The 19,511-nt window shown below is 43.1% G+C and carries 17 protein-coding genes; 8 read left to right on the top strand and 9 right to left on the bottom strand.

The features are described from left to right. Nucleotides 1–7: 7 nt before the first annotated feature. The 7 genes from ENLAB_RS14135 to tuf form a co-directional block, all read right to left on the bottom strand. Complete coding sequence (locus ENLAB_RS14135; protein WP_081118792.1) at nucleotides 8–325, bottom strand: AzlD domain-containing protein; 318 nt, start codon at nucleotides 323–325, stop codon at nucleotides 8–10. Beyond that, nucleotides 318–1,025, bottom strand: coding sequence for an AzlC family ABC transporter permease (locus tag ENLAB_RS14130; RefSeq protein WP_081118793.1), 708 nt, complete (start codon nucleotides 1,023–1,025; stop codon nucleotides 318–320). The genes ENLAB_RS14135 and ENLAB_RS14130 overlap by 8 nt, the downstream gene beginning before the upstream one ends. A gap of 119 nt (nucleotides 1,026–1,144) precedes the next feature. Further along, entirely contained in the window at nucleotides 1,145–3,037 is a 1,893-nt protein-coding gene (locus tag ENLAB_RS14125; RefSeq protein WP_244351696.1) for a cell division site-positioning protein MapZ family protein, read from the bottom strand. 309 nt (nucleotides 3,038–3,346) lie between these two features. Next, nucleotides 3,347–4,453: an RNA polymerase sigma factor RpoD gene (gene rpoD / locus ENLAB_RS14120; RefSeq protein WP_005229298.1), complete on the bottom strand. Its 1,107-nt coding sequence runs from the start codon at nucleotides 4,451–4,453 to the stop codon at nucleotides 3,347–3,349. A 23-nt stretch (nucleotides 4,454–4,476) separates the two neighbouring features. Then, a complete protein-coding gene (gene dnaG / locus ENLAB_RS14115) occupies nucleotides 4,477–6,312 on the bottom strand; it encodes a DNA primase (protein ID WP_077452657.1) in 1,836 nt (611 codons plus the stop codon). A gap of 78 nt (nucleotides 6,313–6,390) precedes the next feature. After that, nucleotides 6,391–7,098 carry a lysozyme family protein gene (locus ENLAB_RS14110; RefSeq protein WP_244351695.1) on the bottom strand — a complete coding sequence of 236 codons (708 nt, stop codon included), beginning with the start codon at nucleotides 7,096–7,098 and terminating at the stop codon, nucleotides 6,391–6,393. Between the two features lie 214 nt (nucleotides 7,099–7,312). Then, entirely contained in the window at nucleotides 7,313–8,500 is a 1,188-nt protein-coding gene (gene tuf / locus ENLAB_RS14105) for an elongation factor Tu (protein ID WP_005237121.1), read from the bottom strand. Between the two features lie 246 nt (nucleotides 8,501–8,746). Between tuf and ENLAB_RS14100 the strand changes: the two genes are divergently transcribed. Then, nucleotides 8,747–9,106: a YxeA family protein gene (locus ENLAB_RS14100; RefSeq protein ID WP_223080202.1), complete on the top strand. Its 360-nt coding sequence runs from the start codon at nucleotides 8,747–8,749 to the stop codon at nucleotides 9,104–9,106. Nucleotides 9,107–9,231: 125 nt separating this feature from the next. Here ENLAB_RS14100 and ENLAB_RS14095 read toward each other — a convergent pair whose 3' ends face one another. Then, complete coding sequence (locus ENLAB_RS14095) at nucleotides 9,232–10,236, bottom strand: nucleoid-associated protein (protein ID WP_077452659.1); 1,005 nt, start codon at nucleotides 10,234–10,236, stop codon at nucleotides 9,232–9,234. Nucleotides 10,237–10,398: 162 nt separating this feature from the next. On the opposite strand from ENLAB_RS14095, the gene ENLAB_RS14090 reads away from it, so the two are divergent. The 3 genes from ENLAB_RS14090 to ENLAB_RS14080 all read left to right on the top strand — a co-directional run bounded on the left by ENLAB_RS14090 (nucleotide 10,399) and on the right by ENLAB_RS14080 (nucleotide 12,376). After that, complete coding sequence (locus ENLAB_RS14090; protein ID WP_005229282.1) at nucleotides 10,399–11,244, top strand: aldo/keto reductase; 846 nt, start codon at nucleotides 10,399–10,401, stop codon at nucleotides 11,242–11,244. A 25-nt stretch (nucleotides 11,245–11,269) separates the two neighbouring features. Then, nucleotides 11,270–11,551, top strand: coding sequence for a hypothetical protein (locus ENLAB_RS14085; RefSeq protein WP_081118798.1), 282 nt, complete (start codon nucleotides 11,270–11,272; stop codon nucleotides 11,549–11,551). Between the two features lie 114 nt (nucleotides 11,552–11,665). After that, nucleotides 11,666–12,376, top strand: a complete 711-nt coding sequence (locus ENLAB_RS14080; RefSeq protein WP_077452661.1) for a hypothetical protein — start codon at nucleotides 11,666–11,668, stop codon at nucleotides 12,374–12,376. Between the two features lie 38 nt (nucleotides 12,377–12,414). Here ENLAB_RS14080 and ENLAB_RS14075 read toward each other — a convergent pair whose 3' ends face one another. Next, nucleotides 12,415–14,889, bottom strand: a complete 2,475-nt coding sequence (locus ENLAB_RS14075) for a hydroxymethylglutaryl-CoA reductase, degradative (RefSeq protein WP_244351692.1) — start codon at nucleotides 14,887–14,889, stop codon at nucleotides 12,415–12,417. 192 nt (nucleotides 14,890–15,081) lie between these two features. Between ENLAB_RS14075 and ENLAB_RS14070 the strand changes: the two genes are divergently transcribed. The 4 genes from ENLAB_RS14070 to ENLAB_RS14055 all read left to right on the top strand — a co-directional run bounded on the left by ENLAB_RS14070 (nucleotide 15,082) and on the right by ENLAB_RS14055 (nucleotide 19,475). After that, nucleotides 15,082–16,242, top strand: a complete 1,161-nt coding sequence (locus ENLAB_RS14070) for a hydroxymethylglutaryl-CoA synthase (protein WP_077452663.1) — start codon at nucleotides 15,082–15,084, stop codon at nucleotides 16,240–16,242. Nucleotides 16,243–16,741: 499 nt separating this feature from the next. Further along, on the top strand, nucleotides 16,742–17,719 hold the full coding sequence (locus ENLAB_RS14065) for an ABC transporter substrate-binding protein (protein WP_244351690.1): 978 nt from the start codon (nucleotides 16,742–16,744) through the stop codon (nucleotides 17,717–17,719). 29 nt (nucleotides 17,720–17,748) lie between these two features. Next, complete coding sequence (locus tag ENLAB_RS14060) at nucleotides 17,749–18,669, top strand: ABC transporter permease (RefSeq protein ID WP_077452666.1); 921 nt, start codon at nucleotides 17,749–17,751, stop codon at nucleotides 18,667–18,669. Beyond that, nucleotides 18,669–19,475, top strand: coding sequence for an ABC transporter ATP-binding protein (locus ENLAB_RS14055; RefSeq protein WP_005237149.1), 807 nt, complete (start codon nucleotides 18,669–18,671; stop codon nucleotides 19,473–19,475). Before ENLAB_RS14060 ends, ENLAB_RS14055 begins: the two co-directional genes overlap by 1 nt. Nucleotides 19,476–19,511: the final 36 nt, after the last annotated feature.

Genomic DNA, 19,511 nt, shown 5'->3' with positions numbered 1-19,511 from the left:
CCAGTTGCTATACAAAGAAACGCAGCAGTGCCATAGCAATAACGCCTGTAATAACGATCTTCATCAAATCTTTGGTATAATACCCCACCAACAATGCTGGGATACAGGCAACAGCTTCTTTGACTTTCAAGAGGGGAAATTGCCCTTCACGAAAGATCAACAAATTTTGCACCAACAATGCCGCCAAAATACACAAAGGTAAATAACTCAAAAAGATGGTGAAGGACTTCGGAAAGACCAGCTTTTTAGAAAATAAAAAAGGAACGATCCGCGGAATCCATGTAACCAACCCACATGCTAGCATTAGTATAACAAAATTAGTCATGATGTGTCACCGTCCCAACCAAACAACCTGCCAAGGTCGCCGCAATTACCGCAATCTCAGCGGTCGAAAAACGCATAAATAAAATCAATGTCCCCACAACTGCCCCTAGTACTAAGAGGGTTTGCTGGGTTTTCTTCTTAAGCGGTCGCTCTACTTGAAATAAAAAAAGACCAACAAACATGGCTACCAAGGCAAAATCTAAGCCTAACGCTTCCGGATCTGGAATAAACGAGCCTAATAATCCGCCTAAGAAGGTTGCGAAGATCCAACTCAAATAAGCCATCACGTTCAACCCGTGGGTCCATTTCGCTGTGATTGGTTTGTCTTGTTGCAGTGCTGTCGTCAAAACACCATAAGATTCATCGGTCAAAAGCGTCCCAATCCCAATAGCAGAAAGCAAAGGTGTCTTTTTAAAATAGGAAGCTACTGACAAGCTCATCAAAAAGTGTCGTAAATTCACTAAAAAAACTGTTGCGACGATCGTCATGAAGGGTGCTTGAATCGCTAGTAACGCGCAAATGATAAATTGGGCACTGCCAGCATAGACAATAATAGACATTAAAATAATTTCTAAAATAGACAACCCAACGCCTTTTCCCACAACCCCCATCGCAAAACCAATGCCCAGATACCCAAGAATCGTTGGTACACAAGCAATGACTCCATCTTCAAACCGATCATATCTTTCCATTTTCTGCACAAAAAACCCCTCCTTGTTTGAACGATTATCTTTCATCATATCGAAAACAGGGAGGGGAAACAAGAGTTTTTCACATGTGCATGTAATTACTTTGAAAGTTTGCTAGTGACTCAGGGGATTTAGCGAACGGTGTGATCGTTCCCATTGCCTCTGAAATAGCCGGTTTTGGCGTTTACCGTAAATAAGTATAGCGGGAAGGCTGAATCATCCGTTCCTTTGAGCAAGCTACCTTGGGCATTTGTCGCATAAAAATTGTAATAGCCTTCACCATTGACGATTCGCACACGTTCAAAAGTATAGCCGCCTTCCACCACATAACCACGGGCAATCGCTGTGGCGATGATTTTTTCTTGGACGCCATCCGCCCACACCCAAGCACTATTGTTCACATCATCCAAATCACTTTGACGAGCTGGAATGATTGGTTGATTGTTAGTATTTGTTGGCGTATTTGGCGAAAGGACATACTCTTCTTCAGAAGTACTTTGCGCTGGTGCCGCAGCGCTTGAAGAACCACCGCTCGAAGCTGAAGAATTGTTCTCAGAAGCCGCTGCTTGTGCTGCTTGTTCGGCTTGTTGTTGCGCCGCTGCTTGTTGGGTAGCTGTTTCACGCTCCGTCAAGGCAGTATCGACTTTACGCAGTTCAGTCGTAAGACTTTCCACCAATGAATCGATTGACAATGCTTGGACTTTTTTCATTAAAGCATTGTAATTCTCGCGGGTGACACTTGCCGGAGCTTCCCCATCACCACTTAAAGCCACCATGCTCTTCACTGCATTTTGAACTTCCTCGATCGCGCTGAACTCTTTTTGTCCCATGTCGATGGCTTGATTGATCAACTCATCAAAGGCATCCCCGTTCTCACGCTTCGCCATTGTGACAGCAGCAGCTTCTTTCAAGGGGACTTCTTCCAACTGATCCCCCACAACGGCAGGACTGCTGAAATAGCTGTTGATCTCTGTTAAAGCCGCTAGTTTGTCAGCGATCGTCTCTGCTTCTTGTGACAAGGCATCGTATCGTTCGTGGTCTTGAAAATCTGCCAACTGATTCGTCACAGCCGCCAACTGTTCTGCTGTTTTGTCGCTTTTAATGAACACACGCTCATCATCTGTATAAAAATCATTCAGCTCATTTTCGATCTGATCTAACGTGCGGTTCTCTTGCGCCAGTTGCGTTTGTCGGGCAGTTTCTTGTTGCTGTTGTTGATAGTAATACGCCCAACCACCACCTGCTGCCACTAATAGACAAGCCGCTGTAATGTAGAGTGCTTTACGAGGGCTCTTCTTGTTTTCGGTAGAAACAGGTGTTTTTTCTTCAGCAGTCGCCTTTTGCGGTGTTTCCTCCGCTACGGTGATTGGTTCAGGAATTGGATCGATGACTGGCTCTGGCTGCTTCCCAGCTTCTTCAATAACTGGAACTGGCTCCATCACTGCTTCCTCTTCACTTGCCGGCAGAGATTCCTCACTGGCTTGCACCTGACTTTCTGCTTCAGCAGAGGATAGATCAACAGCGGCTTCTTCTGCTTCCAAAGCTGCAGCTGCCTTGGCTTCTTCATCAAGTTTGTGCTGCCGGATATAAGCAGCCAAAATCTCAGAGTCATGCTGATCATCCGTATTTAATGCATCGGTCTCATTTACTTCTTCGCTGGCTGATGTTGTTTGGTCTTCTTTAGACCCAGAGTTTTCCGCCGTTTCTGGTTCTTTTTTGGACTCTGATTCAAGTGCTACTTTTTGCTCATCGGGAAGGGCCTCCTGCTGCGCAAGGTCGATCGTTTCTTCATTCGAGGACGGCCGATCACCTAAATGCTCCTCCATTTTTCCGATCGGAACATTTTTAAAGTCAGACCAGCGAATATCATCGTTTTTATTTTGTAGCTCTTCTGGCGTAACGGAAGAGTCAGATGCTGGTTCCTGTTGGTTCTCCTTTGCTTCCTTCCATTGAAACCCGCAATTGGGACAAACGGATGTTTCTTCTATTGCTTGAAATCCACATTCAGGACATGTCTTCTTCATTGATTCAAACTGACTCCTTTTGTTTTTTGCAATTCCTTTTTATGGAGCAGTAACCTACCAGATCAAACGCTTGATGCGCCCACTGCTCCCTATTTCAAAGACCGACAAATAATAGGTCTTTTTCGCATTTCTTTTTAATTACTCAATTATGCAGATGCACAAAATTAAATTTATCACATTCTAAGCAATTAGCCAACACTTGCTTGGTTACGTTTTTATTAAGTTCTTTACTGATCCTGTGAAGAGATGACAGAACGAGAACAAAAAAGACTTTCCAAAGAGGACCTTTGGAAAGTCGATAAACCTTGATTATTCTAAGAAATCTTTCAATTGTTTTGAACGAGATGGATGGCGTAGTTTCCGTAACGCTTTTGCTTCGATCTGACGAATCCGTTCTCTCGTTACCCCAAAGACTTTGCCGACTTCTTCTAATGTCCGAGTACGACCATCATCGATTCCGAAACGCAAGCGTAGCACGTTTTCTTCACGGTCAGTCAAGGTATCCAGTACATCTTCTAATTGTTCTTTCAAAAGCTCATAAGCCGCATGCTCTGCTGGACTTGTGGCATCTTGGTCTTCAATAAAATCACCTAGATGAGAATCATCTTCTTCACCGATCGGTGTTTCTAATGAAACAGGTTCTTGAGCGATCTTCAAGATTTCACGAACTTTTTCCGTCGGCAGATCCATTTCTGCACCAATTTCTTCCGGTGTCGGTTCGCGTCCTAAGTCTTGCAATAATTGCCGTTGGATACGAATCAATTTGTTGATGGTTTCTACCATATGCACTGGGATCCGAATGGTGCGGGCTTGGTCAGCGATGGCACGGGTGATTGCTTGACGGATCCACCAGGTCGCATACGTCGAGAATTTGAACCCTTTGCGGTAGTCGAATTTCTCAACGGCTTTCATCAAACCCATGTTTCCTTCTTGGATCAAATCAAGGAATTGCATTCCTCGACCTACATAACGTTTGGCAATACTAACGACCAAACGTAGGTTGGCTTCTGCCAAACGCTGTTTTGCTTCTTGGTCGCCTTCTTCGATTTTCAGTGCAAGAGCCACTTCTTCTTCTGCGGTCAATAGTGGCACCCGACCGATTTCTTTCAAGTACATCCGAACGGGATCATTGATTTTCACACCAGTCGGTGCAGACAGATCTTCTTGAGGTTGGGTTTCTTGTCGTTTTTCATTACTCTTTAAACTATGGACTGAAGGCTCTCCATTTTCATCCACGACACTGATGCCTGAATCCTCCAGTTTTTGAATTAGTTTGTCCATTGCATCAGCATCCAAAGTATACGGCGTTGCTAAACGATTCGTAATGTCATCGTAAACAACTTGCCCCTTTGTTTTGTTTTCTCGGATGTATTCGGCAACTGCTTTGTCATACGTTTTTTTTGTTTCTTCTGCCATGAAAGAAAGCCCCTTTCAGTTCGCTATTTAGCTTGTTTCAACCGTTTGGTCAAATCAATGATTTCGATCGCTAGTTCAAGTTCTAATTGCTGGTTTCCTTTTTGTCTTGCTTCTTGCTGCTGGATTCGTTTTTGATTGATTTCTTCAGCAATGCCCGACTTTTGAAAGACCTGCAGAATGTCCTGAAATTCTTGTTCAGTCCCTTCCTCAGAAGCTTTAAGATCTGCAATATCGATCACCATTTTTTTCATTGAATCTTCTTTTAAAAAATCTAAGAACTTTGCTAAAACAAAGTGTTCTTCTGTTTCCATATACGCATCAAACAGCAGATACAGCTGTTGATAACGATCGTGGATAAAGGATATACCACTCGCTCGAAAGCGATGATTTAATGTACTGTCATGAAACAAACGGTACAATAATAATTCTTGTGCTTTTTCTACCTGTGTTTTGGGCTGCTGCCGCGTTGGCGGCGTAAAGACAACAGGATTATCTGCTGGCGGTGGTGGCGCTGCATCTTGCATCGGCCGCTGTTCTTGCCGGTTTTGCTTGAGTTGCTGCTGCAGGGTTTCACGACTCAAATTGAACTCTGTAGACAGCTGGGTCAAATAACGGTCTTGCTCCAACAAAGAATCCACACGCTGCAATTCATTTAATACAACTTGGACATAGTCCAATTGTTCTTTCTCATTGGCTAAATTGCGATTCGTCCGATGATAATCCATTTTGAATGCAAAAACCGTTTCTTTGCCGTGGACAGCTAATTTATAAAAAGCTTCTGTCCCATATTTGCGCAAATACTCATCTGGGTCCATCCGTTCCGGTACTCGAACCACCGATAGTTTCAAACGGCTATTGTTTTGCAAAAGATCGATCCCACGGTTCGTTGCTTCAACCCCTGCACTATCTCCATCGTAACAAAGAATCACTTCTTGTGCCACTCGTTCGATATGGGCAATCTGCTGATTGGTTAAGCTGGTTCCCATTGAGGCGATCCCATTTTCGATTCCTGCCTGCCAAGCGGCGATCACGTCCATAAATCCTTCAAATAAATACACTTGGCCATCTTTGCGCATCGCACGGCGTGCTTTGTCAAAGTTGAAGAGAACCTCGCGCTTGTTGAAAAGGATCGTTTCAGGACTATTTAAATATTTCGGCTGGTCTTGATCACCAACTTTTTCGCTTGCCAGCCAACGACCAGAAAAACCAATCGTTTTTCCTTGAGGATTACGAATCGGAAACATGATTCGTTGGTAAAAGCGATCCGCCAATGAACCATCGTTTCGTTGAACAAAGAGCCCTGTATCAGGAAAAAATTCAGCTTTGGCTTGTTCATTCAAAAAGACTTTCTCCAAAAACGAGCGTTCGTTCGGCGCAAAACCAATATTGAATTCTTCAATCAATGCCATCGTCAATCCGCGATCCAACAAATAATCAAGCGCTTCTTGTCCAGCAGCCGTATTCACCAACATGTGATGATAGACCTCGGCGGCTTTTTCATGCAGCGCAATCAGTTGACTCGTTTGTGAGGTCGCCTCATTGATACCTTCTGACTGTTGATATTGCGGATCAAGAGGAATATCGTTCATTTCTGCTACTTTGACGACTGCTTCAGGAAAACTGATGCCTTCAAGCTCTTGTAAAAAACCGTAAACATTTCCCCCACGACCACAACCAAAACAATGAAAAATTTGTTTGTCTTCTGCAACGGAAAAAGAAGGTGATTTTTCATTATGAAAGGGACACAAACCAAAATAATTCTTTCCGGATTTCTTTAACTGGACATACTGTCCCACGATATCAACAATATTGCTGCGTTCGCGAATATCGTCAATGATCGTTTGAGGAATTCGTGCCATCCACTCACCTCCATTTGGTAAGTATTCATCGTTTACTAGGTAAAAAAACGCACTAATAGGTATCAGTGCGAAGAATAATTAGACAGAATCACTCATAATGATTTTACCATATTCTATTTGTATTTCAAGCTTTTTTGCTTGCGTTGTTTCTTGACGATCAAGAAAAAACCGCGCCGTAACGTCGATTTTCCACCGGTTCATTTTTATTAGATCCGCATAGAACATATTGCCGCCATTGTGATACAAATGACCGCCATTATAAAAGACCGATTGAATGCCCCAATAACGATAGGTTTGTTCTGTATCATTGCCTAACAACGGGGATAAAACCTCTCTGGAGTATGTTTCTGCTAATTCTAAGGTGTTCACGCCACCCCGTTCAGCGACATAATCAATATAATCTGTCCCAAAATTATAAGCCTGGACTGCGGTCCAAAGATCACAATTCATTTGCTCTGCTTTTTCGATCAACTCAGCTAAATAAGAAACCCCTTGTTCGATGCTTTGTTCTGGCGTATCAAATTGATTTTGTTTTCCATATACACTTTCAGAACTTTGCATCGGGTCATTGCCTTGTCCTTTTGACTCCGTCAGCATGATACTCATTGCTAAAGACTGATATTCAGAGATGTCGTGGGCTTGTGTCTGCTGTGCGATTTCCTCTTCATACGCATAGACAGCTTTCAATGCCGTGTAATTTCGATAGCCCCAAACCCCTGCTCCGATCAGCAGCAGCAAGAGTGCAAGCTTCAGTACAAATCCTAGGAAACGTCGAATTTTTCTCATCAAATACATCCCATCTTTTCTAAGTCAGAATCTATCGTACTATGAAATGAACAGGCTGACTAGAATTTTTTCTCTCCTAAAAAATCCTTAATAAAATCACAAGATTATTTAGAAAAAAACAAGCAATCCTAAGCTGATGGAGGGATTGTTGATACTTTGACATGAAAAGGAAACAGTGCTCCTTCAGATAAAGGAAGCACTGTTTCACTGATTTTTATTTTTCGATCGTGGTCACGATACCAGAACCAACTGTTCGTCCACCTTCACGAATGGAGAAGGTCGTTCCATTTTCCACAGCGATTGGATGGATCAATTCCACATCGATCGTTACGTTGTCACCAGGCATAACCATTTCCGTTCCTTCTGGTAAAACGATATTCCCAGTTACGTCCGTTGTACGGAAGTAAAATTGTGGGCGATAGTTATTAAAGAATGGGGTATGGCGACCGCCTTCTTCCTTTGTCAACACATAGACTTCTGCTTGGAATTTCGTATGTGGTGTGATGGAACCTGGTTTTGCTAACACTTGTCCCCGTTCAATTTCATCACGGGTGATTCCCCGTAATAATACCCCTACATTATCACCAGCTTCGCCAAAGTCCATCGTTTTACGGAACATTTCTACTCCTGTCACGACTGCTTTTTGTGTTTCAGGTTTGATTCCGACGATTTCTACTTCATCACCGACTTTTACTGTTCCGCGATCGATCCGACCAGAAGCAACGGTTCCCCGTCCAGTAATTGAAAAGACATCTTCGATCGGCAACAATAATGGTTTGTCAGTATCTCGTTCAGGTGTTGGGATATATTCATCTACCGTATCCATCAGCGTTAAGATCGCTGCTTCTGCTTCTGGATCACCTTCCAAGGCTTTTAAAGCAGAACCCTTGATCACAGGAATGTCATCACCTGGAAAATCATATTCAGTCAGCAATTCTCTGACTTCCATTTCAACTAAATCGATCAACTCATCATCATCGACAAGGTCCGTTTTATTCAAAAAGACGATCAAATGTTTCACACCTACTTGACGAGAAAGCAAAATATGTTCCCGTGTTTGTGGCATTGGGCCATCTGTCGCTGATACGACCAAGATTGCGCCGTCCATTTGGGCAGCCCCTGTAATCATATTTTTCACATAGTCCGCATGTCCTGGTGCATCGATATGGGCATAGTGCCGTTTTTCTGTTTCATATTCTACATGGGCAGTATTGATAGTGATACCACGTTCGCGTTCCTCAGGAGCCGCGTCGATACTTGCGTAATCTTGCGGATTGGCAAGCCCTTTTTTCCCAAGAACTGTGGTAATAGCAGCAGTCAAGGTTGTTTTGCCATGGTCAACGTGTCCAATTGTTCCGATGTTGACATGGGGTTTGCTACGATCATAATGTTGTTTTGCCATATTGTTTCCCTCCTAGAGAAAGTTGAGTCGCTGTTTGACTCGAATCATATTTTTGCGATTTACGCTTCCAAATTCATAAGCCTCAACTTATTTTTTGTAAGTTTAAATCTACTCTTATTATAGGTCAAAATTAGTCAAAGTCAAGTCAGAGGTCTCAGCTCCCAATCCCTAAGAATTTCTTTGCTTTTTAGCGATCTATTGGACGTAGGGCAATTTTTATGAATAATAGAAGATGAGGTGAGAGATGTGAAGAAAATCATGGCAGCGCTGGTTTTTACAGCAATTTTCCTTGGGGGCTGTTTTGCTACTTATCATTATTACTATGGTGGAAATGACTACTATACAGTCATCACGAATGCCGGCGAGCACGATACAGAAATTAGTGATAACGGGGTTGCCGAAGATGTCTACCGTTACACACAAGACGCTTACAGTTCCTCTGGAGAAGTCAAAAGGGTCAAAATGAATGAGCACCGTTCCGCTCCTTTAAGAGAAGGTGCCTATTTAAAATTATTGGTCAATCCTAATAAAGGTGTTCTGAGCTGGGAAGAAGTTTCTGAAGAAGACGTTCCTAAAGCCGCCCTTGAGAAACTGACCGCTCAATAATTGCTGATATTGATCAAAGATATCCAGAAAAAAGCAGAGACTCCTCATTTCTTAAAGAGGAATCTCTGCTTTTTTTGTTGTTCTATGTTGTTAGCTCCGTATCATCCCCACAGAAGCCCCTTTTCCTACATCCGATTAATTACTTCTTCTACATTTTTGATCGTTACAGAAATCGTTCCGTCTGGGTTATTGATAAATTCAATCAAATTTGGATCTCGGTAGACATCTAAAGGAACGATCAATTCGATCCCGTTAGATAATTTCAGTTTTTGTTTCCCAAATTTTTTCTCCGAAATCTCACGGACATCCCGCATCATTGGCGCCTGATTGACGAATCCTTTTTCAGCCACTTCTTCTTGAAAAGAAAGCTGAGCGGTAATATTGTCTTTAAAGACTTTTTGCGCTACTTCGCTGACATCGATATGACCAGATTCTTCGATCGTGTCGTAGACCGCTTCTTTTAAATCGGCAACAACGTTATAGGTAGGTGTTTCAAACTTCTGCCCAATTTTTTCCGCCACTTTTTTGATGACTTTGACGTTTTCTTCTAACGAAGGAATCGGTTCGGCATCAATGACTTTCGTTGAAAAGTAAGCATATTTTTCCCCTGAAAAGCTATATTTCTTTTCAATCAGTTCAAAGTCTAAGCTCTCCACATCAATTGTGATCCCTTCATCGGCCTTTTGGGTTTTACCTGCTAGTAAGGCACGATGCAAAATCAAATTGTTTTCGATCCCAGCTTCCCCATTATCAATAAAATGTGTATAGCCGTCTTGATAGTTGACCTTCAAAAATGCCAACTGCATTCTTGTATCAAATTCATACAAGACGACAAAGGCATCCGCACTTGGTGCATCTTCACTTTCCTTGTAGGCTTCATACCACCGTTGGACGATCGCTTCACTGGCTGCGACAAAATCATCCGGTGCTTGTTTGACCAGTTGAGCGATCGTTGATGTTTCGAGTAAACGCCCTGTTTTGGTTTGCGGTGTTGCAAGTTTCTGTATTTTTTTCGTCAAATAATCACGAATGTATTCCGTTGTTAAATCAAGTTCAACTTGTGAAAAAACCGGATCGCCTGTTTGACGGTCAATAATGTGTAAAATCGCATGTTTCAAATAAATATCCATTGGTTACGCTCCTTATCCATTTGTCTAGTGTACAAAAAAAATAGGCGAACTGACAAGAGTCAAACGTCATTTTTCTTGTTGGACACTTCCTTTTTGAAAGATGCATTCATTGGAAAATCCGTCTTCGTCTGCTAAACTAAAGGTATCACAGAAAACGGAGGAATGAACATGAACAGCTATACGTTATCAAACAATGTGACCATCCCTGAGCTAGGCTTTGGCACATGGCAAACACCAGACGGCGACGTTGCCGTAGCATCAGTCAAAAAAGCACTGGAAGTAGGTTACCGCCATATTGATACAGCACAAGGCTATAAAAATGAAGCCAGTGTTGGTCAAGCGATCAAAGAAAGCGGCATTCCCCGCGAAGAGCTTTTCTTGACTACAAAATTGTGGAATGCAAACCATTCCTATGATCTTGTGATGTCTTCTTTTGAAGAGTCCTTAGAAAAACTACAAACAGACTATATCGATCTTTTCTTAATCCATTGGCCAAACCCAGTAGCCTTTCGTGACAACTGGCAAACAGCGAATGCAGAAACATGGCGCGCTTTTGAAGAATTGTATCAAGCAGGCAAAATCAAAGCGATCGGCGTCAGCAACTTCTTACCACATCATTTTGAAGAATTGAAAAAAACAGCGACCATCTTCCCAATGGTCAATCAGATTTTCCTTGCACCTGGCGAGTTACAAGAAGAAGTCGTGACCTATTGCCAAGAACACGATGTATTGCTTGAAGCATATAGCCCATTAGGTACCGGGAAGATATTTGATGTACCAGAAATGAAAGCATTAGCTGAAAAACATCAAAAATCAATCGCTCAAGTTGCATTACGCTGGTCTTTACAACATGGTTTCTTGCCATTACCAAAATCAGTCACACCAAGTCGGATCGAAGAAAACATCCATGTCTTTGATTTTGAGCTATCTGAAGAAGACATGAAAACGATCGATCAATTAGATGGCGTCGTTGGGAAAGCGACCAATCCAGATACGACAGGGTTTTAATTTTACTCTCTATAAGGAGAAGCCTATGAAGACAACTGATTTGATTCACCTCTCCCCTGCTGTTCAAAAAGCCTTACATGCTGATTTTGTTTTTCTTGTATGGCCAGACAAAGTCCAACATTTTCCGGCGCGTCAATGGTCAACCAGCGACTATCAGCAGATGCTGGCTGAGAAACTCACTGGAGAGATACGCTTTTTTCTTTGGGAAAACTACTTAGTCGCCACTGGAGACAAGGAGCTTTTGATCCTGATGCCTAAGTACCATCAAATCAATGATCTAGTAGAAACGCCAGCGCCGCTTCTTTAGCAGCGCTGGCGTTTTTTCAGGAAGTATATAATTTTTTTTGTATTTTTTCATGAGAATCACTGTTCTTTTCTGCAAATTTTCCTTATAATCGATAGTGATCGAGAGGAGAAGATTATGAAAAAGAAACAATTAGCAAAATTGAAACAACAATTCCGCCCGTCTTATGAAACAGCTCGACAACAGTTGTTTACAGCGATCGAGCGCAAAACAGCAGATAAGTTCGACCTTCCGACAACTGTTTATATCAATCCTAAAAATCACGAGGAATTATTGATTGAATTGTTGAAGGAAACACCAAAAGAACAAAAAATCGCTGTTCCTTTAGATGAGAACTTCAAAATCGTCGTGAAACGAATCCAACGCTTAGAAGCTGGCTTACTTGATCGTTTCAGCGATAACTTAGTCGATGAAATCGCCGCCTACTGGTTGCCGACCAATACACAAGTAAGTGCGACGCCTGCTTCCGCTCCTGTCACAGAAACAGCAGAAGTGAAGGAAGAATCAACACCAACCGAAACGGCTGCACCAACTAAAGAAGTAGAAAAATCAGCGGAATCAATGGCTGATGATTCTGACGAAGCCATGACTTTTTCAGCATTTGCCGAAAAAATCGCAGCATTCCCTAAATTTTCTGCCAAACAATCTTCAGAAGAAACGATCGTAATCGAAGCTTCCCCGAAAGAAGATCGTGTTCTAGCAACAATTTCTGAAACAGAAAGTGATACTTTTACTATCGAAACCGCGCTAGAACGCAAATACAAAGTAAAATTAGAAGTCATTCCATTGATCGAGGCGTATGCCCACACGGCGATTTCTAAACGATAAACAAAAGGTTCTCTAGGAATTTCCCTAGAGAACCTTTTTTAGTTGCGTATTTCTGTTAAAAATTTACGGGCTTGCTCTTGATTCATTTGACTCGCCGCTCGCAGCTTAGCTGCCAGCTGCTCGATCTCATTTCCTTTTGCCCCAACTGAAATAGCTAATGAACGGGCTTGCATGCTCATATGGCCTTGCTGAATCCCTTCTGAAACCAATGCCCGCAAAGCTGCCAGATTCTGAACCAACCCGACACTTGCCGCCAGCGAAGCTAACTCACTCGCCGTTTCAACACCAGTCAGTGCCAACGCCGCTTGGGCTTTCGGCAATACTTTCGTCGCCCCCCCGACCGTGGCGATCGCCAACGGCAGTGTAATACTGCCGATCAGTCGGTCTTCAGCGATTTTCCAAGAAGTTAAGCCTTGCACCCGACCGTTACGTGCGGCATACCCATGACAAGCAGCGGAAAGTGCGCGGGTATCATTGCCGGTAGCCAAAATCAGTGCTTCGACACCATTCATGATCCCTTTGTTATGGGTAGTCGCTCGATACGGATCAATCTTAGCGAAATCAGCTGCATGAACGATTTTTGTTGCGACTTGTCTGCCATTTCCGGTCTTGCTCAGTTTATCAAAAGGTACGGAGCAAGTGGCTGTCACTAACGATTCCGTAGCAAGATTGCTTAAAATACTAAAGAGAATTTCTTCTTCTGGGAACCACTTCCGAAAGAGGTCGGCTACTCCTTCTAAAATCGAATTAACGATGTTGGCGCCCATGGCATCTTTGACATCAACCAACAAATCGATTGAGACATAGGCTGTTGCTAATTCAGATTCTGCTGGGGAGAAGTTCCGACCAATCACTCGTCGCAGTCCTCCGCCGCGTTTTACGATCGAGGGATATGCCTCGTTCGCCACTGCAAAAATCGTTGCTTGCTCTGTATTGACTTTTGCCAAAAGGGCATCTGGGTCTTGAACAGCCATAAAGACGATCTGTCCTCGAAGCAAACGTTCTTGGCTAGTTGTTGTAATGGGACCAGCCATTTTGGCACCGTTGCTCATCGCTGCAACCACAGAGGGTTCTTCTGTGGCTAACGGGACATTGTATAACTTGCCATTCACCTGCAGATTCACCCCCACGCCTAAGGGGATTTCCACTTCACTGATCTGGTTTTCGATCAAGTGATTGGCGGTTTCCTTGTCTAATGCCATTTCTTGAAAAACCAAGGATTCGGTTGCCGCGATCGCCCCTTGTGCTTCGAGAAAGGCTAGCCGTTCGTTAGGCGTAAGGGCGTAGAACTTTTTTTTTTCTGTTTTTTCTGATGCTGACTCCTCATGAAAATCAGTTTGACTTGCTGCGACCAAAGGGTTTTCTAACAGCATCGCTAGCCCTAACCCACCACCGACACATAAAGAGGCGATCCCGTAGCGCTCTTGGGTGTCTTTTAGCTGATAAGCGACCGTCGTTGCGATCCGAGCACCAGTCGCGCCAATCGCATGGCCAAGAGAGATGCCCCCGCCGTAACGGTTGACTTTCTTGGGATCCAAACCAAGTTCACGTTCTACTACAATTGAGGAAGCTGCAAAGGCTTCATTGATTTCAAAAATACCGATCTCTTCAATCGACAGTGCTTGCTTTTTCAGCAAAGTATCGATTGCTTTGATTGGTGAGATTCCCATGATCTCTGGAGCAAAGCCAACTTCAACGATCTCTTTGATCACTGCCAGATAAGGAATCTGATGCTCCTCACAGTAGCTTTTTGAGGCGATCAAGACCATGGCAGCCCCATCATTGATGGTTGAGGCATTCCCAGCAGTCACCGTACCGTCCTTTTTGAAAACCGTTTTAAGTTCAGCTAATTTTTCGACCGTCGTAGCGGCGCGAATGCCTTCATCCTGTAAAACGGTCCCTGACTTTTCAGTCAAAGGTACGATCTCTTGCTCAAATTTCTTTTCTGCTTGTGCCTTGGCAGCTTTCATTTGGGAGTGGTAGGCAAATTCATCTTGTTCTTGTCGCGTGATGCCGTATCTTTCTGCAACAGTTTCAGCCGTTAAGCCCATCGGTTTGCTGCTAAAAGCATCCGTTAAGCCATCATGCATCATTGTTGATATTGGGGCTGAATACTGATCTTCTGCCTTGTTATAATAACTGAAAAGCGGCGCATTCGTCATACTTTCAATCCCACCAGTCAAAACGACAGATGCCTTGTTTAACTGAATTTGCTCCATGCCCATTAGAATCGCTTTCATTCCCGAACCGCAAACTTCGTTGATCGTTGAGGCTGGGATATCTGAAGAAAGTCCACTTTGCAGGGAAACTTGACGGCTTGGATTTTGACCACTGCCTGCTTGTAGGACATTTCCGATAATCACTTGTGCGATATGTTCTTTTGCTTGTTGGTTTCTTGCCAACAAGGCTTTTGCAGCAACTGTTCCTAATTCTACTGCTGAATATTCTTTTAATGACCCATGGTATTTGCCAATTGGCGTTCTTAGTGCGTCGATAATGACAACTTCTTCCACGTACGTCACCTCCTCTTGAAATATATCATTAAATCCTCCAAAAAAGAATACCCCACATCAGCTTGCTGCGCCCTTTTCTACTTTCTTTAATAAAGTTTAAATTCTAATCAATTCTTTTTCATTTTTTTCAAAAAATATGATACCTTAGAACGTGTAGCCTACTAAGTACGTAGAACATAAAGGAGCGACGGAATGAACGTTGGTATTGATAAAATAAATTTTTATGTCCCCCCCTATTTTATAGATATGGTTGATCTAGCTCACGCCCGAGAGGTCGACCCAAATAAATTTACGATCGGGATCGGTCAAGATCAAATGGCGGTCAATAAAAAAACACAAGATATCGTCACCTTTGCCATGCATGCGGCAAAAGATATCCTCACAAAAGAAGATTTACAAGCAATTGATATGGTGATCGTCGGCACAGAATCCGGCATCGATGAATCAAAAGCTTCGGCAGTGGTTTTGCATCGCCTATTAGGTATCCAACCATTTGCCCGCTCCTTTGAAATCAAAGAAGCGTGTTATGGCGCAACAGCAGGCTTGCAGTTTGCTAAAGCCCACGTACAAGCCAATCCAAAAAGCAAAGTGTTGGTGGTGGCTTCAGACATCGCCCGTTATGGCTTAGCCTCCGGTGGAGAGCCAACTCAAGGCGTAGGTGCAGTTGCCATGTTGATCTCTGCAGATCCAGCGATTTTGCAGCTTGATAACGATAACTTGATGTTAACACAAGACATTTATGATTTTTGGCGTCCCGTTGGCCATCAATATCCAATGGTAGATGGCCACTTGTCAAATGCCGTTTATATCGATTCCTTCAAACAAGTTTGGCAAGCCCATTGCGAAAAAAATCAACGCACAGCAAAAGATTACGCTGCATTGAGCTTCCATATTCCTTATACAAAAATGGGTAAAAAAGCCTTGTTGGCTGTTTTTGCTGAAGAAGAAGAAACGCAACAAGAACGCCTGATGGCTCGCTATGAAGAATCGATCGTTTACAGCCGTCGTACCGGCAACTTGTATACGGGTTCATTGTACCTAGGCTTGATCTCTTTATTGGAAAATTCCTCCAGCTTGCAAGCCAATGATCGGATAGGACTGTTTAGTTACGGCTCAGGAGCGGTTGCTGAATTTTTCAGCGGCATATTGGTACCTGGCTATGAAAAACAGTTAGCACAAGCTGCTCACCAAACGTTACTTGATGCCCGGCAAAAACTAACGATCGCTGAATACGAAGCAATGTTCAATGAGACCATCGATATTGATCAAGATCAATCCTTTGAGGATGATCTGCTTTACAGTATTCGTGAAATCAAAAATACCATTCGTTATTATAAAGAAGAAAACGAGTGATCCTAAGAAAAACTTTGTTTATTTTCAAGCAAAAAAAGCTTGATAGAACAAAGTTTTTTCTTTTGTTCAATAAAATTGAAACAAATCTGCATTTTCAATCTTTTTTCAGATTGTTATTCAAATATTTTCAGATAATTCAGGAAAAACATTTGACAGTCTGTTTTTTTTTGTCTATACTAAAATCAATTCAAGTTTGGAGGAACATTTATGTTAAAAACGACCGTATCCCCACAACTGAATATCTTTTACTTTAGCTACTTTAGATAGTTTGTATTCATATCACATTATGGATGCAAACCCCAAAACAAGTTTTGTTTGTATCTATGATGGCTAAAGCATTTTAACTTGAACTTGCAGCCATGTAGAAAATCTTCTAAATGGTTGCCAATATACGTTCACGCTTAGTATAGGATCGAATCCATTTAGACGATTGTCTGAATGGATTTTTTTGTTCAGGTAAACCCCAATTAAAAAAGAAACGTTTATAGGAGGAGTTACAATGAAAATGAAAAAATGGATCACAACTGGGTTACTTACGGCTTCCTTGCTGGCATTAGCAGCTTGTGGCGAATCAAACAATGCTTCGGAGGAAAACGATGGAACAAAAACAGTCGGTGTTTTACAACTCGTGGAACACGGCTCCTTGAATGCCGCCTATGAAGGGTTCAAAGAAGGCTTAGCAGAAGCGGGCTACACAGAAGGTGAAAACCTGACGATCGAATACCAAAATGCGCAAAACAGCCAAGATAATTTAAAAAGTATGAGTGAACGCTTAGTGAATGCCGATCCTGATCTTCTATTAGGCATCGCTACCCCTGCTGCTGTTTCACTGGCAAATGAAACTACGGATATCCCAATCGTGGTTACTGCAGTTACTGACTTAGTTGGAGCAAAATTAGCAGAGTCAAATGAAGAACCCGGTCGCAACATCACAGGTACTTCAGACATGGTGCCTATCGAGCAGCAGATCAATTTGCTGTTAAGTATCGTCCCTGACGCCAAAACGATTGGCATCATGTATAACGCAGGAGAAGCTAATTCAAAAATCCAAGCAGACTTGGCAGAAGAAGCCTTAAGAGCTGCTGGGGTTGATGTTAAAGTATTGACAGCCAATACGACCAATGACGTGCAGCAAGTGACCACTAGCCTGGCAAAAGACGTCGATGGCATTTATGTCCCAACAGACAATACTTTTGCCTCTGCTTCAGCAATCGTTGGTGAAGTGGCCAAAGAGACCAAAACACCGATCGTCGCAGGTTCCGTGGAACAAGTAGACGATGGCGCCCTAGCAACTTATGGTATTGACTATAAATCACTTGGTATTCAAACAGGGAAACTAGCAGCGAAAATTTTGGATGGTGAGGCACAACCAGCAACCACGCCTGTTGAAACAGCAGAAAATTTAGAGTTAGTCGTCAATGAAGAAATGGCTGCTGCTTTAGGAATTGACCCTGCCAGCATCACTGCTCCAGAATAACCATACTAATTTAGATTTGAGGAAAACATATGAATTTAGTCGACACGTTCTTGCTATTACTACAATCTGCCACCTCTCAAGGGATCCTTTGGGCATTGCTGGCGATCGGGGTATTTTTGACCTTCCGTATTCTGGATATTGCTGATTTAACTGCAGAAGGAAGTTTTCCCTTGGGTGCAGGGATCGCAGCAATCAGTATTACGAATGGCGTCTCCCCCATATTAGCCAGCTTGATGGGCTTTGGCGGCGGCATGTTAGCTGGCTTGGTATCCGGACTACTGCATACAAAACTAAAGATCCCAGCCTTGTTGGCCGGGATCATCACGATGACTGGGCTTTATTCCATCACGAATCGTGTAATGGGTGCTCCCAACATTGCCCTATTAGGACAAGACACGGTCTTCACCCAATTTCAAGCAATGGGTCTAACTAAAAACAATGCCGTGATTCTTGCGGGCTTTCTCTTCGCAGCTGTCGTCATTTTGTGCTTGTTCCTCTTTTTCCGTACAGAGATCGGCTTAGCGTTGCGAGCGACGGGCGACAATTTAGCTATGAGTGAAGCCAACGGTATCAACACCGATAACATGAAGATCATCGGTTACATGATCTCTAACGGCTGCATTGCCCTCTCAGGTGCTCTTTTAGCCCAAAACAACGGTTTTGCTGACCTAAACTCCGGAATCGGTACGATCGTCATCGGCTTGGCATCGATCATTATTGCAGAAGTTTTATTTGCCAATAAATCTTTGCTGTTACGGTTGATCACCATCGTGATCGGAGCGATCGTTTATCGCTTTATCTTGGCTGTCGTATTCGAATTCAATGTCGAGGCCAACGATATCAAATTGGCATCTGCAATCGTCTTAGTCATCTGCCTCTCCTTACCGCAGCTTCGTTCAAAACTAGGACTTAAAAAGATGCTGCCAAAAACCAAAGGAGGCCAATCCTAATGACTTCAGTCTTAACAATCGAGAATCTACACCAAACCTTTGAAAAAGGAACGATCAATGAAAACCATGTCTTGCGAGGCATTGACCTGACGATGAATGCCGGTGATTTTATTACGATCATCGGTGGGAATGGTGCTGGAAAATCGACCCTCTTAAACAGTATCGCAGGAACGATCCCAACAGAACAAGGAAAAATCACCTTAGATGGGAAAGACATCACCCGTTTATCCGTTACGAAACGGTCAAAAGATATTAGTCGGGTCTTTCAAGATCCACGTATGGGGACCGCGGTTCGTTTGACCGTTGAAGAAAATTTAGCATTGGCTTACAAGCGCGGCCAAGTCCGCGGATTTGCGACAGGCGTCAAAGCGAAAAACCGCGCGTTTTTCCAAGAGAAGTTAGCCAGCTTAAACTTAGGCTTAGAAAATCGCCTTTCTGCTGAGATCGGTTTGCTATCAGGCGGACAGCGTCAAGCGATCACCCTCTTGATGGCGACATTGCAACAACCTAAATTGATTTTATTAGATGAACATACCGCTGCCCTAGATCCAAAAACCTCGTTGACTGTCATGGCATTGACCGATCAATTGATTCGTTCACAACAGTTGACGGCCTTCATGGTTACTCATGATATGGAAGATGCCATTCGCTATGGCAATCGCCTGATCATGCTTCATCAAGGCAAGATCGTTGTGGACATTGCCGGTGAGCAAAAGCAACATTTAACCGTCCCTGAATTGATGGAAATGTTCCATCAAAATAGCGGTGCTGAATTAAAAGATGACCAACTGCTCCTACGCTCTTAACAAACAAAAAGACACGTAGAAAGGAATCCCCTTCTA

This window comes from Enterococcus innesii, from assembly GCF_022846515.1.
Classification (GTDB): Bacteria; Bacillota; Bacilli; order Lactobacillales; family Enterococcaceae; genus Enterococcus_D; species Enterococcus_D innesii.
This window is presented reverse-complemented; position numbering and strand designations above follow the sequence as displayed.

What these genes read in the sequence shown, in the direction of transcription:
- ENLAB_RS14060 (WP_077452666.1), top strand. Translation starts at nt 17,749, where the DNA reads ATGAATTTAGTCGACACGTTCTTGCTATTACTACAATCTGCCACCTCT.
- ENLAB_RS14125 (WP_244351696.1), bottom strand. Translation starts at nt 3,037, where the DNA reads ATGAAGAAGACATGTCCTGAATGTGGATTTCAAGCAATAGAAGAAACA.
- tuf (WP_005237121.1), bottom strand. Translation starts at nt 8,500, where the DNA reads ATGGCAAAACAACATTATGATCGTAGCAAACCCCATGTCAACATCGGA.
- ENLAB_RS14085 (WP_081118798.1), top strand. Translation starts at nt 11,270, where the DNA reads ATGAAGACAACTGATTTGATTCACCTCTCCCCTGCTGTTCAAAAAGCC.
- ENLAB_RS14090 (WP_005229282.1), top strand. Translation starts at nt 10,399, where the DNA reads ATGAACATGAACAGCTATACGTTATCAAACAATGTGACCATCCCTGAG.
- ENLAB_RS14070 (WP_077452663.1), top strand. Translation starts at nt 15,082, where the DNA reads ATGAACGTTGGTATTGATAAAATAAATTTTTATGTCCCCCCCTATTTT.
- ENLAB_RS14055 (WP_005237149.1), top strand. Translation starts at nt 18,669, where the DNA reads ATGACTTCAGTCTTAACAATCGAGAATCTACACCAAACCTTTGAAAAA.
- ENLAB_RS14110 (WP_244351695.1), bottom strand. Translation starts at nt 7,098, where the DNA reads ATGAGAAAAATTCGACGTTTCCTAGGATTTGTACTGAAGCTTGCACTC.
- dnaG (WP_077452657.1), bottom strand. Translation starts at nt 6,312, where the DNA reads ATGGCACGAATTCCTCAAACGATCATTGACGATATTCGCGAACGCAGC.
- ENLAB_RS14095 (WP_077452659.1), bottom strand. Translation starts at nt 10,236, where the DNA reads ATGGATATTTATTTGAAACATGCGATTTTACACATTATTGACCGTCAA.
- ENLAB_RS14065 (WP_244351690.1), top strand. Translation starts at nt 16,742, where the DNA reads ATGAAAATGAAAAAATGGATCACAACTGGGTTACTTACGGCTTCCTTG.
- rpoD (WP_005229298.1), bottom strand. Translation starts at nt 4,453, where the DNA reads ATGGCAGAAGAAACAAAAAAAACGTATGACAAAGCAGTTGCCGAATAC.
- ENLAB_RS14080 (WP_077452661.1), top strand. Translation starts at nt 11,666, where the DNA reads ATGAAAAAGAAACAATTAGCAAAATTGAAACAACAATTCCGCCCGTCT.
- ENLAB_RS14135 (WP_081118792.1), bottom strand. Translation starts at nt 325, where the DNA reads ATGACTAATTTTGTTATACTAATGCTAGCATGTGGGTTGGTTACATGG.